Origin of the sequence: Alloiococcus otitis ATCC 51267, assembly GCF_000315445.1 — a bacterium.
Lineage (GTDB): Bacteria > Bacillota > Bacilli > Lactobacillales > Carnobacteriaceae_A > Alloiococcus > Alloiococcus otitis.
Map to the genome: position 1 here is coordinate 102,483 of NZ_JH992958.1, position 18,028 is coordinate 120,510.

General features: G+C 42.8%; 9 protein-coding genes. All 9 read right to left on the bottom strand.

Annotated elements, in window-relative coordinates:
• Nucleotides 1-112: 112 nt before the first annotated feature.
• Nucleotides 113-676, bottom strand: a complete 564-nt coding sequence (locus tag HMPREF9698_RS03140) for a chromate transporter (protein WP_003777231.1) — start codon at nt 674-676, stop codon at nt 113-115.
• Nucleotides 673-1,236: a chromate transporter gene (locus HMPREF9698_RS03145; RefSeq protein ID WP_003777233.1), complete on the bottom strand. Its 564-nt coding sequence runs from the start codon at nt 1,234-1,236 to the stop codon at nt 673-675. The genes HMPREF9698_RS03140 and HMPREF9698_RS03145 overlap by 4 nt, the downstream gene beginning before the upstream one ends.
• Nucleotides 1,237-1,365: 129 nt before the next feature.
• Nucleotides 1,366-2,211: a formylglycine-generating enzyme family protein gene (locus HMPREF9698_RS03150; protein WP_003777234.1), complete on the bottom strand. Its 846-nt coding sequence runs from the start codon at nt 2,209-2,211 to the stop codon at nt 1,366-1,368.
• Complete coding sequence (locus tag HMPREF9698_RS03155) at nt 2,211-3,671, bottom strand: manganese-dependent arylsulfatase (protein WP_003777236.1); 1,461 nt, start codon at nt 3,669-3,671, stop codon at nt 2,211-2,213. Before HMPREF9698_RS03155 ends, HMPREF9698_RS03150 begins: the two co-directional genes overlap by 1 nt.
• 36 nt (nt 3,672-3,707) lie before the next feature.
• On the bottom strand, nt 3,708-4,532 hold the full coding sequence (locus HMPREF9698_RS03160; protein ID WP_003777238.1) for a PTS system mannose/fructose/sorbose family transporter subunit IID: 825 nt from the start codon (nt 4,530-4,532) through the stop codon (nt 3,708-3,710).
• Nucleotides 4,519-5,343, bottom strand: a complete 825-nt coding sequence (locus tag HMPREF9698_RS03165; RefSeq protein ID WP_003777241.1) for a PTS mannose/fructose/sorbose/N-acetylgalactosamine transporter subunit IIC — start codon at nt 5,341-5,343, stop codon at nt 4,519-4,521. Before HMPREF9698_RS03165 ends, HMPREF9698_RS03160 begins: the two co-directional genes overlap by 14 nt.
• Nucleotides 5,344-5,867: 524 nt before the next feature.
• Nucleotides 5,868-7,655 (bottom strand): flavocytochrome c, encoded by a 1,788-nt coding sequence (locus tag HMPREF9698_RS03170; RefSeq protein WP_003777243.1) that lies wholly within the window; start codon nt 7,653-7,655, stop codon nt 5,868-5,870.
• 362 nt (nt 7,656-8,017) lie between these two features.
• On the bottom strand, nt 8,018-15,487 hold the full coding sequence (locus HMPREF9698_RS08400; protein ID WP_003777245.1) for an endo-alpha-N-acetylgalactosaminidase family protein: 7,470 nt from the start codon (nt 15,485-15,487) through the stop codon (nt 8,018-8,020).
• Nucleotides 15,488-15,953: 466 nt separating this feature from the next.
• The gene (locus HMPREF9698_RS03180; protein WP_003777247.1) at nt 15,954-17,369 is read right to left on the bottom strand and encodes a PTS galactitol transporter subunit IIC; all 1,416 of its coding nucleotides are present in this window, start codon (nt 17,367-17,369) and stop codon (nt 15,954-15,956) included.
• Nucleotides 17,370-18,028 lie beyond the last annotated feature (659 nt).

Sequence of the window (18,028 nt, forward strand, 5' to 3'; positions counted from 1 at the left end):
TAAAGAAGACAAAAAGGCAACTTTAAACAGTTGCCTCAAAAACAAATATTACCATATTGATCGCAAATACAGATAAATGATACGTCTATAAATAAGGTGATCTCAGCATTATTCAAACGATCGAAAAAACGATGCCACCTATTATGCCAGATAAAATAATAGTCTGGATAGTTGATAGTCTAATTTTCCGTAAGCCATAGAGGGCTAATAGAAAAATTGCTAGGTTAATCAAGTTAAGATCAGATAATGTGACGTCAAAAGAGGAGCTACTAAAGAGGGCTGTCATAAAGATAGTAACACCAGCTGAAGCTATTAAAGCAACCACTGCCGGTCTTAATCCTTCAATCGCTCCCTGGAAAAGTGAGAGGTTGCGGTATTTAAAGTAAATATAGGCCAGAACCATCACAATAAATAATGACGGGAGAACTACACCTACTGTTGCTACAATCCCTCCTGTAATTCCAGCGACATTATTACCAGCAGCTGTTGCAGCATTGATGGCAATAGGGCCGGGGGTCATTTCCGACAAAGTGAGAACATCGACAAATTCTTCCAGAGTCAACCAGGATAAATCTTGAACAAGTTCCTCCTCAATTAGAGGTAAAACGGCTAAGCCACCACCGAAACTTAAGGCACCAATTTTCATAAAGGTGATTAAAAGTTGCCAATAGATCATTTTTGACCTCCTTTACCATGAACCAGGCTGGTAATAATGCCAACGCTAGCGGCAAAAATTAATATATAAAGTATATTGACCTGGAAAATAATAGCAGCGACTAAAGCTAGTACCATTACAATAATTTGGATAACATTACGACGGATAACTATTTGTTTAGCCATATTATAAACGGCGTTAACAATGATAGCGGCTATTCCACCGGCCATACCTAGAAGGATATTATTGATCAAGACATTATCCCGAATAAAAAAATAAATATAGGAAATTAAAGTCATAATAACTAGTGGTGGAAGGACAGTTCCTATAGTAGAAACTAAGGCTCCTAAAACACCATCTTTTTGGTAGCCAATTAAGATGGCAGTGTTAACTGCAATAGGGCCAGGAGCAGATTGACCTAGAGCAACTAAGTCTAGCATCTCTTCCTCGTCAATCCAATGAAGTTTATCGACAAATTGCTCTTGCATCAGAGGGACGATACTGTAGCCACCTCCAAAGCTAAAAGCACTAAGGGTAAAGGTCGATTTAAATAGAGTCCAGTATTCTTTTGCGTCAAGCATTATCTGCCTCTTTTCTAATTTTCCAGTTTTATATAACAGTATGTATATTTATTTAACATTGTTAACATTAAAGATTGCCCTCGCCAGAATGGCAAGGGCAATCAGACTTATTGGCATATATTTTATGCCCTATTCTTTAATGCATCTAAAACTAAGATGACTACTAGTGGATTCGTTATCCACTCCATTCCGACCAGCAACTCTATACCGATTGCAGTAGCAAGAATGACATAGAAAAGATCCACCGCGAATAGCATATTCTCCTACTAACTTATTTTTATTAACTAAAAACTCATTGCTGTTGAAATCTTCAAACAATGTGTAGCGTGGATTTCGACACCATTCCCAAACATTCCCAATAACTTGGTAGAGTCCCCAGTTATTGGGTTCATAATTGTAAACTGGTGCTGTAGCTAAATAGCCATCATCTAAGCTATTAACTTCTGGAAACTTACCTTGCCAAGTATTAGCATGATAAGTATTATCTTCAGTTAAAGAATCGCCCCAAGGAAATTCACTTGTTGTGCCTGCTCTAGCTGCATATTCCCACTCCGCTTCTGTAGGTAGATGGGTCTCAGACCAGTCACAATAAGCCAAGGCATCTTTTAAGGATACATGAACAACTGGGTGATCCCATAAATTATTTAAGTTGCTTTTTGGTCCATAAGGATGAGCCCAGTCTGCACCAGGAACGAGAAACCACCAAGGTGTCCCCAAAACGTGTTGAGCCTTGCTTTTTTCTTCTTCATCTAGTAACTTACCAAAAACGAACGAACAACCCTTTTGCTCTGCTGTTGTGACATAACCAGTATCATCAATAAATTCTTTAAATTCCCTATTTGTTATTGGAGTATCAGCAATTTCAAAGTTTGGCACATTAACGATAGTTGAAGGACCTTCGTAATCTTCAGGAAAGCCTTTATTGTCATCTGTACCCATTCGAAATTCTCCGCCAGTAATAGATACTAACTTCACTATTGGTCCCCCTTATTTAAAGTAGACACAATTTTATCAAGAGAAACTTGTCTAAGTTCACCATCTTGAACAAATCCTTCTTCTCTTCCCTCAAGCGCTTTGATTAATTTACCTATTAATTCTTTAACAATCGGTTGATATTTTTCCTGATCTATCAAGTTATTTTTTTCATTTGGATCATTCACCATATCAAATAGTTGATATTCATCCCTAACCGAAAACCAAATTAACTTCCAACGATCAGTTAAAATATACTGACTTGAATCTTCACCAAGACTATGTTCCCCGTGGAATTCTGTTCTCCAGCCTTCATAGTTACCAAACAGCAGCTGCTTAACACTTTTTCCGTCAGTTTCTACTGACTCTCCGGTAGCCAAATCAATCAGCGATGGGAATATGTCTTGAATTTTAACCAGTTGTCTGACCGTCTGATTTTTAGCCGCTATTAAGTTGCCAGGATCATAGATAAACGAAGGAATATGGACACTGCCCTGGTATGGATAACCCTTTCGCAATAAATAGTGTTCTCCCAATTGATCTCCATGGTCAGAAACAAACCAAAAAATTGTATTTTTATCAAAGCGAAACTCTTTTAGAGCAATCAAAAAACGATTGATCTGATTATCAATATGGCTAATCAACCCTAAGTAGCCAGCTAGCATTCTTTTTTGGTCATAGGCTTTTAACTTGCCCCGTTTCGCTGTAATATCAGGAATTCCGTCTTCAACTGTTTCCCAGTTTCCAATGTGTAAGTCGATATCATCTGGTAAACGATCCATATACATATTAAAATAATATTCTGGCGGATTATAGGGTGCATGTGGTTTTTCAAAAGACATTTTCAAGAAAAATGGAACAGTAGGGTCTCGTCTTTCTAAAAACTTAATAGATTCTGACACGGTCCAATTCGTTACATGGTATTTTTCATGATAAGGCCAAGGTCGAGCATCCCATGAATTACAGTTCAGTCCATCATCAATCATATCAGCATCGTGGCCTAAACTTTCTTTTAAAAACCGAACGTAGTCACTAGCATACTCAAATTGTTGTCCGTAAGGTTTATCATATTTACGATCAACATGTAAATACCCATCATGCAAAACTACATGGTCAAAGCCAAGACGGTTCCTTGCTGGATACACGTGCATTTTGCCAATGCACTCGGTTTGGTAGCCTAGTTTGCTAAAAGTTCGAGGTAGGGTATTAGAAAAATGCCACGGCACCTCATCTTCATACCCCACTCTCCCTGAATTTTCTTGGTCAAGCCCAGACAGTAAGGCTGCACGTGCTGGTACACAAGATGGTACCGGAGAATATGCATTTACAAAGTTATAGCCTTGAGAAGCCATCATATCCAAAGTTGGCGTACTTACAAATTTTTCGTTACTATTTAAAGATAAAGAATCTGCTCGCATTTGGTCGACAACAATTAAAACAACATTAGGGCGGTCTGTCTCCATTTCATTCTCCTCCACTAGAGAGTTTATTATTATGAACTAACCCATCACATCTAAAAATCCAACTGCATATAAAATTATAGACAGAAATAGGAAGATCCAAATAACTTTAGTTGAGTTCAACTTATCTCTGCCTAAAAGCCAATAAGCTAAAGCAACCAAAGCAATTGGCACCAAAGCTGGTAAAATTTGATCAAGCATGTCTGCTTGAATATCTACCACAGCTTCACCAATATTTAGTTCAAATGGAACTTCTACATTAACAACAGTCGGCACAAGGCCACCTACAACAAATACACCTAAAAGTGTTGCTGCTTCAGTTAAGTTGCTAAGCAAACCTTGCATGTTGGTTAGTAATTTTTCACCTTGTCTAAATGCAAACGGCAATTGATAATATCTCATAACAGCAATAGCAACAGCTACTATTAGCCAAATTATAACACCTAAAGGATTCCCTTCTAAACCCATATAGGCTGCTAAGGCGCCAAAAATTGCTGGCAATACTGAACCGAATAGAGAATCTCCCACTGCAGCAAATGGGCCCATTAAACTTGTTTTTACTGCGGCGACAGCTTCTTTAGAGTCTTTACCGTCTTTTTCCTGTAAGGCCAAATCCATTCCCAATATTAGAGCATTCATAAAAGGACTAGTATTGAAAAACTGCATTTCCGTTTTAAGAATATCTTTAATATCTTCATCTTCATCGTATAGTTTTCTAACTGCTGGTGAAATGGCATTAGTATATGCCACATTCATCATTCTTTCGTAATTCCAACCAAGTTGCGCTCCAAAGAGATATCGCAGACTGATTCTTTTTAAATCTTTTTTGCTTAACTTATTTTGTGTTTCTTTAGAGTTCGTCATCTAAAATCTCTCCTTTCCCGACATCTACTTGTGCAGATGAAGTTTGTGCCACTTGGTTATTATCATTTGATTCATCATTATTTTGTAAAACCATATAATAAATAAATGCTGCTGCAAATCCTGCAACTGCAACTCCCATTAGTGGTAATTGGAAATAAGCAGCTAATAAGTAACCAATAAGTAAGAAACCAAAAAATCGTTTAACCGGTAAGTATTGAAGCAGTATTCCAATACCAACAACTGGTAAAACCGCACCTGCCACTTCAAGGCCACCCATTAACCAATCTGGTACATAATTCAGTATAAGATTAACAATATTATTACCAAATACTAGTGAAAGAGCAACTGGAATAGCTCTAGACAAAGCCATAGGTATCAAACTCAGCCAGGAATAGACCACTATTTTGTCAAATTCCATTTTATCTATAATAGTATCTACCCTGTGCGAGAAATAAACCCCACAAAAACGAGCTAAAATATCTAGTTGAACCATAAGTAAACCGACTGGAACAGATACCCCAACAGCAAATTCCACACCACCATCAGCAACAACTGCTAATGCGGTACCAATAATGGCCCCAGTAGCGAAGTCTGGTATCGTAGCTCCACCAAATGTTCCTACACCAAGAACCATTAATTGCAGAGTCGCTCCAACCAATAGTCCAGTAGTTAAATCACCCATTATTAAACCTGCAAAAAATCCTGCAATCACTGGTCTACTTAATTGCAAGCCTGCAATATACGGATCTATACCGCCCAATACTGCTAAAAGTGTCAGCAAAATAATTTGCAATGTAGAAATATCCTGCATTTTATATCCTCCTTTAACCCATCATAATTGGTCGAACCATTCTTTACATTCGAAAATTGTTAGCCTCCTTTCTATCTTTTTGAAACAAGACTCACTGTAAATTGGTAATTCCTAAGATGTTCTCATTTCTACCCTCCTTTATTTAGAATATATAAACCAAAAGCATCTTTTGCTAAAATATAATATTGGTTTCATAATGTTCGTTTCTCTCGAAATTCCACCTCCAGACTCAAGATAATATCTTCTCACAATAAAACAATAGTAAACACTATTACTAACTTATAAAACCCTTTTCAAGTATATAATACTACAATTACGATAGTTATGTAAACGTTTTATAGGTTCTTTTAACAAAAATCAACTATATTACTCATAAATTGAAAATATAACTAGTAGGGTAACTCAAAAGTTACCCTACTAAAATCACTGACTGCTATAATCTATTTTTGACTCTTAATAAAGCAAATTTATTCTTCATTCAAAATATATTTAGATATGTTCCTTAATGTTTAGTCTAGCCACTACTACTGACTCACCTGCTGGCCGGCAATCCGACCAAAGACGATAATATCTGCAATGGCATTGCCACCAAGCCGGTTAGACCCGTGGGTAGACCCGGTTAACTCACCGGCCGCATACAAGCCTTCAATGATTTCCCCGTCTTCATCCAAGACATGGGTGTCCACATCGGTTAAGAGTCCGCCCATGGTGTGGTGGACCGATGGAGCCCCTTGTTGGATGTAGAAGGGTGCTTCCTCAATTGGTGCCAGTCCTGCCCGGTGGTTAAAGTCTGGGTCTTCACCAGATTCAGCGTATTCGTTGATAGTTTCAATGGTTTCCATGAAGTTGTCGACATCAAGGTCAAAGAATTCGGCTGCTTCTTCCAGGGTATCGGCTTCAATGACAAAGCCTTGGTCTTGTAATTTTTCGAATTCATCCCCGTGGAGTTCCATATTACGGGTTTCCTCATTAAGCTGGCTGTCCCAAACTTGGTAGGCTACTTCACCGGTCTGTTCCATAATGGCGTCAGAAATGACGTCTCGTCGTTCCAACTCTTCAACGAACCGGTCACCTTCCTTGTTGACCAAGGCTGCCCCGTCAAAACGAGTATCCGCAAAGAGGGAGATTTCGCCGGTCTCAGGGTTGGAAATTGGGTAGGTTTGGATACTTTCCATATTGGTTAAGCCTGCCCCAACTTCCTGGGCCATGGTAATCCCGTCCCCGGTAGAGCCTGGGCTGTTGGTTGACCCAAACCGGTCGTCATAATCTTCGTTGGCATCCTTGCGCATCTCAACATTAGCCCCAAAACCACCAGTAGTTAAAATAACTCCTTTTTCGGCATTAAAGGTAACGTCTTGACTCTGGTTTTCCGCTATGACACCCACAATGCGGCCGTCTTCTTCAATGAGTTCCTTAGCTTCTGTGTCGGTGAAAGTAGCGATTCCTAATTCCTCAGCCTTGGCTTCGAATTTTTCGATAATTTCAGCCCCGGACTGACCTTCTGGAATCAAGGCCCGTTCAAAGCTGTGACCGCCGAATTGAAAGAGCTGGTCGTCGTAGAATTCGACCTGGATGTCATCCCGCAACCATTCTGCAGCATCCAGTACATTGTCAGCTAAAGTCTGGACCATCTCTGGATCGCCTAGGTGGTCGCCCCCTTCTAAGGTGTCTTGGACAAAGATTTCTTTGGAATCCCCTTCAATGCCCAAGTCTTCTTGAACCCAGTTGTTGGGGACGTTCATTTCCCCACCAGAGATTAAGGTGTTACCACCCATGACGGGCATTTTCTCAACGATGGCCACCTCTAAACCAGATTCGGCAGCTTCCACCGCAGCAGAAAAGCCGGCTCCACCACCGCCAACAACCACGGCATCAAAGTTATACTCTTCTTGGAGGTCACTTTGGGCTTGGTCGCTAGTCTCACCACCAGCTCCAAGGGTGACTCCTGCTTGCTCGGCTGCCTCTTCAACCGCATCCTTCAAGCCCTGGCTGGTCTGGGAGGCCCCGCTGACATTGTCTAGGTCCGTTGAATTCTGGGCCACAATTTCATCGGCCAGGTCATTAAAGACTGGGTCTGACAAGGAATCCTGCTCGTTCTCTTCTAGGACTTCAATGGCTTCGATATCGTCACCATTAAAGGTGACTTCCACTACAATTTCCCCGTGGTTACCCATCCCGGTCCCTTGGTAGATCTCCGAACCTTCACTAGTCTCTGCCGTCTCATTTTCGGACGCTTCCTGGTCCTGGCAAGCATACAAGTTCAAGGCTAGGACGCTGGACAATAGAATGGTCCACTTCGACATCTGCTTCATTTGCCACACTCCTTATGTTACTTTATTCACAAATTTGATAATAAAGTTGGACTGGTCAAAAATTATTAGGCACTTTCTTTTTTCGAAAATACTTTAGTTATAATAAGTAAAACGCTTCATCAGTATAAAGACTTTTCCTTGTCAACCCCCCTCATAAATATTATTTATATGTTTGTCCATTCACATTATACTGGTTGCAAGAGAAGGCTGTCAATTCCCAGTCTAAAAATCTAGCCGGATTCTTCGCCTTCAATTCATGTCAGCCCCATCCCGACAAAAGCCAAAAAAGCCCATCCAGTTACCAGTAACTGAATGGGCTTCATGGCATTGGACTAGTGACGCTTTGAGTCTAACTCACTGGCCTAGTCTTCTTTGTCTTCTTTTTTGAACTTTTGAATGCCGAGTCCTGAAAGAAGGGCTGACAAACCAAGAGCTCCCAGAGCCCAAGCTGATGTGGCAGTGTCAGGTAAGGTATCTTGGTCTTTGGAATCTTTAGCCTGACTTGCTGAATCAGTTTGAGGGTTTTGGCTTGTTGCTTTCTGACTTGTAGCTTTTTCGCCTTTAGCCTGTTTAAGCAAGTAGTCAAGGGCCTTGTTGTCTTTGACCTGGCTAGCTTCTTTGGAGCCAGTGTCCTTGCTTGGAACTACTGGGGAAGTTTTGTCAGATTTGACTGGCTTGACGCTAGCTTTTGGAGTCTCTTGACTATCCACTGGATCGCTAGGATCTTGGCCTTCTTGGTCATCTGAGTCAGCTTGTGGGTCTTCGCTTTCTGCTGAGTCATCAGGTTTAGGTCCTAAGTCGTCAGAGTCTGGAGCTTGGCCACTTTCATCTGGATCTTTACCATCGTTATCTTGGTCAGGATCTTGGTCTGGGCTAGGACTGGTTGGAGCTTCTTCCTCGTAATCGATATTCCACTCGAAGTCTGGGGCTAGGAAGTCATAGACCGAGTCCACCGAACTTTCCCCTTCAATGGTTGGGTAGTCTGTGTCTTCTTCGTAGTCGATATTCCACTCGAAGTCTGGGGCTAGGAAGTCATAGACTGAATCCACTGAAGTTTCCCCTTCGATGGTTGGGTAGTCTTTGTCATCTTCGTCGTCAATATTCCACTCAAAGACTGGGGCTAAGAAGTCATAGACCGAGTCAACGGAACTTTCCCCTTCGATAGTTGGATAGTCTGTGTCTTCTTCATAGTCGATGTTCCACTCAAAGTCTGGAGCTAGGAAGTCATAGACCCAATCAACAGAGAGTTCTCCTTCAATGGTTGGGTAGTCTGTTCCTTCTTCGTCGTCAATGTTCCACTCGAAGTCTGGTGCTAGGAAGTCGTAGACCGAGTCCACCGAACTTTCCCCTTCGATGGTTGGATAGTCTGTTTCTTCTTCGTAATCGATGTTCCACTCAAAGACCGGTGCCAAGAAGTCATAGACCGAATCAACGGAGAGTTCTCCTTCGATGGTTGGGTAGTCTTCGTCGTCTGTTTGACCAGCTGGTTTAACGGAAATATTCTTGAAGTAAAGTGTATAGTCATTTTCGCCATCTTTGGCGTGTTCATAGAGAATACCGTACTCACCTTGACCAAGTTCAGTTAAAGAGTTGTAAGCAAATTTTCCATCTTGGATAGGAAGGTGGTCAAACCAGTACAATTCTCCGTCCTCTTCAACTGCCGCAATATTTAGTCCACCGTTATTACGTCCAGGTCCGTCTGCATTAGTGACAAATACATATTCTTGACCATCTATGACAGTTTGAATGGCAGCTAGTTGTACATAGACATCATTGACATCATCATAACTTCTAATTTGATCTTCCCAAGTTTCTCCACCATCATGGCTTGTTGCAACCTGTAGATTACCAGATAAGTTGCGCATGAAGAGTTTTACATCACCGTTATTCAACTGGACTACACTAGCTTCTGTTGTCTGAGCTTGATCATGGTTCATGGTGCTAGAGTGAATTTTCTCACCATTTTCAAGCACCCGACCATCATTGATGGATTCACCACTTTGCCATGTTTCACCATTATCATCTGAATAGATTAACCGACTTGATTGTGATCCATTTAAGTGGGATACGGTATTTGTGGAGTACATTGGAATTACAATGCGACCCTTGTATGGGCCAGTATGCAATGTTAAACCAGCACCTGGTCCAACGCCGTAGAATAGCATCCAATCTTCTCTGATTTGTGGTGTGATATCTTTTGGTGATGACCAAGTCAAACCATCATCCACACTTGACGATACCCAAATATAATTTGTTCGAGCGACCCGGAATGGGCTATTACTATTTGTCATAAAGTAGATATTGCCAATGAGTTGGTCGCCATAGTAAAGGTTACCCAAATCACTATAAGGTGCTTGTTCAGACTCAATCACAACTTTGTAATCAGTTGCTTGTCCAGCTGGATCGTAGACAACTCCACCTTCCCGCACTGTATAGACAGCTTCACTATCTGTATATAATTTGAGATAGTGTTTACCATCGATTTCGACGTATGGCTCTTCATCTTGGATATCTTGAACGCCCCGCATTTCTGGGAACATATCATAAACAGCTAGAATTCGACCATCTTCAGCCTGAGCTAAAGCCATATCAATAGTAAAGGCTGAATCAATTTGACCTGGGAATTCAGAATTAGGATTTGTTGGTAGGTCAACAACTACTATTCTTTCACTCCATGTTTTCCCGCCATCAGTACTTCGGCGGATAACCATATCAATATTGCCCCAGTCAGCATTATGGTCGTGACGTTCATCAGCACCAGCAATTAGTGTGCCTTCTTTTGTTTGAATTAAAGCAGGGATACGGTAACTAAAGACGTCATCTTCATTTTTTTGTCCATTTTCGCCAGCTTTAAAGACTGGATGAGCTTGATCATCTGCGGTGATATCAATATCAAACCATGGATAGTTATCAGTCAATGGGAGTGATTGTAAGGCTTCTTTTAGTTCAGTATAACTTGCTTCTGTTAAAACATTCAGATCAACAGCTGCTCGGTAAAGGGAGTGAAGTGGCTGATACAAGTCTTCAGGAACGCGACCGTTTAGTCGGTTAAAGAGTTGGTCAAGTTCTGAAGAATCAACTGGTTCTGCCACATCATATGCTTTAAGAAATTCAATCTCAGCAGCTGAAACATAATGGTCTGCTATGTCACCATATGAATGTTCGGCTTCTAAGATAACTTGTTTAGCCATAACTGGTTCATCTAGTTCAACAACTTTAGCTTCGGCACTGTTTTCCCAATCCTCAAAAGTATAAACATGTGCTTGACCTTGGTCATCAATAATGGTGAATTGACCAGCTTTTAATCTTCCGTTCGGTTGACCTGTTTGTCGTGGAATATAACGAATGCTAGCAATTTCGACTGGCTCTTTAAAGGTAACAATGGCAGGTTGGTCGAAGCCTGACCCATCCCATTGGGTATGCCATAGGGTTGTGATGTCTCCATCAAATGCTTTTTCAAAGCCAGCTTCTGCATCTTGTTGCGGTCCCTCAGCTTTTTCGATTTTATTTCGGTCTACCTTATAATCGATAGCTTCTAAATTGTCTTTGGCTTGTTTAAATTCTTCAAGTCGTTGATTAATAAGGGAAGGATCAGCATTAAAGATATCAGCTTTTAATAAGTTATATACTGCTTGTTGATAAGCTTGACCTGATTCTTCAGTGTAAGATTCATAATCAAAGGGTTCTAACATTTGTTTGATATAGTCAAGTTCAACTTCTGGAGTTTTTTCAACTTCTTCTACTCGTAAATTGTCAAGTATGAAGTCTTTGTATCCTCTTGCATCTGCCTGGTTGCCGCCTTCACCTCTTGTATCAGCATTTTGCTTGGTTGAGACAATGCCAAACCAGGTATTTCCAGACTCACCACCGATAATAGTGAATTCGATATGACCAGGTCCATCAATTTCATTATTTTCAGACCAAGTCTTAGCTAATGGAATGAGACGAATGTTTACTCCATTTGCCCCACTACTTGCGCTAACACTTGTATCATAAGGTTCATCACTAATCGCTAAGGCATATGTCCCATCAGACCCTGCTTCATAGTCAAAGGACACCTTGTAGGCCTTGCCTGGTTCAAAGCGTAAGTTTTGCGGAATGGTTTGGTAAACTAGCTTGTCTTGACCGACTAGGCCATTGGTTTTGAGCGACCAATTGCCGTCGATCACATCACTGATAACCTTGCCGTCCCAACCAGCCTGGGTGTATGGGGTGTGTTTTTCGGACAAGTGGGTTCGGTTGTCTTCAACGCCTTCCACATCTCCGACGACAAATGGGAAGATCCCCTGGGTGACGTCTTCAAAATCTTGGACAAAGACACCTTCTTGAACCGGTGCTTGTCTGTCTTTTTCCACCACCCGGACATCGTCAAAGTAGGTATTACCTAGACCGGCTTCTCTTTCCAAGCTAACATGGACGTCGACTCCGTAATCGGGTGCCACAAAGCGGACATACATGTTTTGGAAGTAAGATGTCCCGTTTTCGGTAGCATTAACTGGGTTGGTGTTGTGGGCATCTGCTTGAACAAAGTTTTGGGCAATAGACCGGTTAGTGTAATTTTCGTAGACGGTGTCGCCCACGGTCACTCTCAATTTGGCTGGAGCGTCACTGCGGTTATCCACACCTACATAAACATCGTAAACCTTACCTGGTTTGAGGTTATCGATTTTTTGGGAAACAGTGGTGGTCTCTTGGCTATTTTCAAACTTGAGGACAGGGTTGTTGCCAGGCACCCGGTAAATGCTTGCACTGTCGGTGTCGCCTTGCACTTGCCAGTAGTCTAGGCTGCCTGAGTTGAAGCCGGTATCGTCCAAGTAAGGGTCAGAGTCCCATTCCACTGTAAGGGGTGCTTGTTCAGTCTTGTAGATAACGTATGGGGTTTGGGGCAAGATATTCTCAAGCTTGATGATACCATCCTGAACTTCAAGGTGGCCAAGCAATTGCCGGCCTTGGTCAGTCAAGCGGTAGAGGACAACAGAGTCGACTTGCCAGTCTGCTGGCAGTTCCCAAACGGAGTCGCCGCCTGTCTCGTTCCAGTGGAAAAGTCGTTCTTTGTCTTCTGCTAGGTCTTCCCCGTCAGCATCCCAATTCCATGGCAAGAGGTATTGGTCGTCATCTAGGACTTTCTTACCGTTCAAGTGGATAGTCCGACCCATGTAGCCTTCCAAGTTGTTTTGGTAGTCATTAGACTTCCGTTTGACCACGACTGTATTTTCGCCATCGGTCAACTCAATTTCCATTTCTGGGACCCACCAGAAGGAATTACCCGCATTGTCAGTCATCACAACGGGGTAGCCGTCTTCCCAACGAATGACCTGGAAGTGTTGGAGGAACTTGGTTGGGATGTTGACACTGTAGATATTGCGGATGTATTCATCGTAGTCGTTGCGACCTTGCCAACCTTCAAAGTCCTTCATGTAGTAACCGCCAAGTAGTGGGGAAACCGCTGCTCCCAAGTAGGATGGGTAGTTCCCAATCCAGACGTCTTTTTCGTGGTTTCGGATAAAGCGGGCAACCTTGGAGTTAAAGCCCTTGCTGGCATAGTCACCATAAGGCAGGTCAGTAGCCCAGTGGTTGAAAGTGGAGTCGTATTCAAAGGCAGATGGGAATTCATTGGCCAAACGCCAGCCTTGCTGGTTGATTTCCCGAGCCAATTGGTAGGAGTTCCAGGCACTTTCGTTACCAGAAGTTCCGTTGCCCCAAATGTCGACGTAGACAAAGTCTAAATTGCCACCAATTGCCCGTCTGAAGTCTTTAAGACGTTGGTCCCGTCCATTTAAAAGGTCGTATTCATTGTCAATCGCGTAACCTTGGTCCAACCAGTTCCAGCCGTAGATGAAGTCGCCACGTTCAAATTGAACGATTTCTTCATCATACCAACGGCCAAACATGTCCCGGGCAGCTTCTAAGTCGCCACTTTGGACCGCCAACCATTGGGCAAAGTTGTCAGTAATGTCTTTGAGGAGGGCTTCATCATCGTAAATGGCCTGGCCGAGGTTTGACCGGAGGAGGTCATCATGGAAGACAGGCGATTCTGGATAGGTTTCACCTGCATTGATGTGGACCCCGAACCGAGCTCCGTATTCTTGCCCTTGGTCGAGAAGGTAGCGGAAGTCTTCCACCCCACCCATGCGTTGGCCGACATCCTTGTAGTTCAAGTGGGAGGAGTCGTGGCCTTCATTGCCGTAACCCTTGAGAAGGACACTTTGGCCGAGACCGTCAGTGTGGAGGTAGACCCGTTTGACCCCATCTAAAGTTTTAATGAAAGGGTTTTGGGCTTGGGAGCCAAAGTTCATGGCAATCCGCTGACTGACCAATTCAGGAACAGTTTCGGCACCTTGAGGGGAGTTGGCAATTTTCCGGTATTCAATAGCTGCATCCTGCCAGTCCACCTGACCATCCTGGTTCAAGTCGTCGGTAATAGTCACTCGCAAGTGGGGCATAAGGTCGGGCTGGTCTTTTGGACTTGGGTGTTGTGGGCTTTTTTGGATGACCCATGGCACACTGGACAAGCCTAAAGAAGTTTGCCCGTCCACTTCAGATACATTGGCCCGGACTCTTTCATAGCGGTAATTACCTTGGTTTTGGGCATTGGACCACAAGGTGGCTGAGAAGTCGTCATTGTAGATAAATTGGTAGAGGCCGTCAATCTGACTGCCTGGCTGGAGGTCAGAAACCTGGTACTCACGGTCCCCGCTGACCCGGGTGTTGGTGGATAGGTTGGTGGACATAAGCCGGGATTTTTCGTCTTCGCCAGAGATGGAAACCACTGAATGGTCTGGGATAGAGAAGGTCTTGATTAAGTTCTCATGGTCCTGTAAGTGGTTAACGTAATCCACCATCTTGAAGTCCACGACATTGTCTTCAATGGTAATATCAATCTGGAACTCAGCATCGATCAAGTCTGCTGGGTCGTCACTCTTGGCATGGAGGACATAGCTAGCCTTGTTGGGTGCTGTTTTTTGGTAGGTCACCTCAGGTTGGTAGGCCTTGCCATTGACTTCAATGGTGTCGATGGGTCTTTCTTGGCCAGCAATTTCCTTGCCCTTATACTCGTAATTAATAACCCGAGGGAAGTTTTGGTCGATTTGGGCAATTAATTCTTCTGACTGTATGTAATCGGTCTCGACTTCCTTGTCTTCTTCTGGGTCCTGGCCTTGAGTGTCTTCCTCTGGTTTTTCTGGCTCTTGTGGGTTTGGCACTAAGTCTTGCCATTCTCCTAGGGCCGCATTCAAGAACTGGTTTCGGTTCCACTGAGTCTTGGGAGCCAGGTCAAGACCTTGGCTTGGATCTTCTTGGCTAGTTTTTGCCTCTCGACTTTGGCCCGCTTCTTTTTCTGGGCTAGTTTCAGGACCTGGTTGGCTGTCTTGGTCAGCTTTTCTTTCCAGGTCTTTTTGGCCTGCTGGACTTTCGGGTTCTTCTGGAGTTTTTGTCTCTGCTTGACCTTCTGGAGAAACTTGTTTGCCTGTGTTTGCTTTTGTGTTTTCGTTTTTATCGCGGTTAACTTTTCCTGTTTGACCCCATTCGGCTTTTGCACCAGGCTCAAAATCGCCTTCACCAGCTGGGCCCTTTACGCCATCTTCTGTCAACAAGTCTCTTGCTTGGTCTGAGTCTTCTGAGCTTAAGTCTTTATCTGATAAGTGGTCGGCCAGAGCTTCAACTTGTTGACTTCTTTCCCCTTCTTCTGCTGCAACCTCTTGGCTGTTAAAGAAGAACAAGCTGGAAGATACCGCTACGGAGACCACACCCACAGACAATTTTTTCAATGAAAAGTGGTCAACCTTTCGCCCATTCCATCTTTCCTTGGCTTTCTTGTTGTTTTTTCCTAGCATTACTTACACTCCCCATGTTTCATTTTTTACTGTTTCTTTTCAAGCTGGCTGGTCTTGGCTTTAAAAGACCGAACCCAGTCTTGAAACCCCAACAATCTTCAAACCTCCTTCTCTTTGTCTTGCCTCCCTCTTTTTTTGAGGGAAAGGCTTACATATTTAAACTTTCCTAAACAAACCACACATATTTTTATGTGGCCGATAAAAATAAGAGCTTACTTGGCCTTAAAAGCCTAATGGGGCTTCTTTTATCAAATAACCAGGTCGTGTAATCCCTTACTTTTTACCTATTTTTAATTTTATGCCTTTAACGATCAAAAGTCAACATATTCATTGCTTCACAAGAAAGTTTTTCCATCAAAAGCGCAAATTTTGCCTAAAAAAAGAAAGGCCGAAAACCACAATGATGTCCTTGCTTTCGACCTTTCGCTTGAATTGTGTTATGTCTATTCCTTGTCCTTAAGTTAGCTTATTTTTCCTCTGCTTTTTGGGCTGCGTATTCCGCATTTCGTTTTTTCATTTGGCGAACATACCAAATGAAAAGTAAGATGTAGACAGCTAAGGCTAGGAGAGCATAGACAATGGGCATGAGGTTGAAGCCGTCAGCTGCTTGTCCCACCAAGATACCCAGGAATTTTTCGACCGGGCCTTCCAAGGTGGAGTGGGTAATCATGGTCCCAGTTTCAACCCCCTGAGGTGTCGCACCTACGCTTTGGGCCACATTGGTAACAAAGGGGGCAATGGCAGTCCCAGACCAAAGGAAGACGGGAATGATCAAGGACCCAATCAAAATCATCCGGATCAATTTACCCCGGCAAACCACCAGCAAGGCTGGGGTCAATCCAATGGCGATAATCCCTCCAAGGGGCAGGATTTGGTTGCCTGGTAAGATCAAGGCTAAGAGCAACATAATAGGGGCAATAACGTTAGCGGCAGCCCACATTTCCGGCCGAGCTGCTAGGAAGGGCCAGTCGATTCCAATCAAGACTTGACGTCCGCCCAAGCGTTTATTCATAAAGTCAGTTATCCCTTGTGAGAGGGGCTCCATAGCATCGATAAACCAGGTCCCCACAATGGAGAAGAGTTCCAAGGATGCGGCCCCGATAAAAGCTAGTTGAAAAATATCCACCACATCTTGCTGGCCTAAAATGCCAACAAAAACGCCCAAATAGGCACCGATGGCAAACTTACTGCCCCAGAAACCAATTTTAGAATTCAATTCGGCTGCATCAAAGTCATACTTGTCGATGAAGGGGAAGAGTTTTTCGATAATGGTATCCACCAGCATGATAAGAGGGTTGAGCATGAAATTGAGGTGGGTGGTAGTAGTCGGGTTGGAATCTGGCATGTCCAAAAGGTCGTTAAAGGTCGGCTTCATCAAGTCTGAGTTGAAAAATTTCAAAACACCTAAGAAGATAACCAAGAGGGTGGCGATGAGCAAGTTATCGGAATAGTACATGACCAAAAGGCCAATAATAGACAAGTGCCAAAAGTTAAAAATATCCACATCCAGGGTGTCCGTTTTGTTTAAGTAGAGTAAGACTAAGTTAACAATTACCAAGACCATTAAGAAGAAGAGGGTGTAAGCTGACCCCCAAGTAATGGTAGCTAAAGGTGCCCAACCCACGTCAATAATTGGTAGGTAGATCCCAGTGGACGCTACAAAGTCTTGCAGGGCTGGTGCAAAACTGCCAGTTAGGATGTCGATCACTAAACCGATCCCAACCAAGGCAACTGCTAACTTCAAACCACCTTCCAGGGCTTTGGAAAACTTAATCCCCATTAAAAGGGCCATAATAGTCAGCAAGATAAACATCATGGCTGGGGCCCCTAAGTCAATCAAGGGCTGGAAGATGGTGTTGGCGAATTCAATAATGGTACTCATTTTCTTTCCTCCATTTCGGCTTTAGGGCTAGGCTGGCAAACCTAGCCTCAGACAAGATCTACCCTGAACCCCCTTTCCATCTTCTTTATTTGCATACTAAGAGCCTGGCTATCAATTTTATTTCCCACTTGCTCCACAATCTTATTGGAATATGTAAAAGGACTACAGAGTGGACATGCATGTAGTAAAAATTGATAAACACTTCACATTTAATCTTTTCTGAGCCAAACTTTTAGCAATGTAAACGATGCCATTCACTTTCATTTTAATTTCACCTTGTTAAAAAGTCAATACGAGCTTGGTATTTACTTAAAGTTTCGTGTATTTGGGTTTATTATTACTTAATTCACAATAAATGTTGTTCGCCTCTTTTTCCCCAGAGCCTCAAACTAACTTATGGCTTGCTACTTTTCAACCCCATAACTCTTTTTTCGGCCAGCGATTGGTCGCCTTCTTCCCCCACAACTCGTTTATCGCTGAGCGATTGTCGGGTTATCGCTACATAACTCGTTTAATACTCAGCGATTGTCGGTTTATAGATTTAGCTTGTAAATTCTATAATCACTAAGCAATTGTAGAACTTCGACTAGTAAATTCTATAATCGCTAAGCAATTGTAGAACTTCGACTAGTAAATTCTATAATCGCTAAGCAATTGTA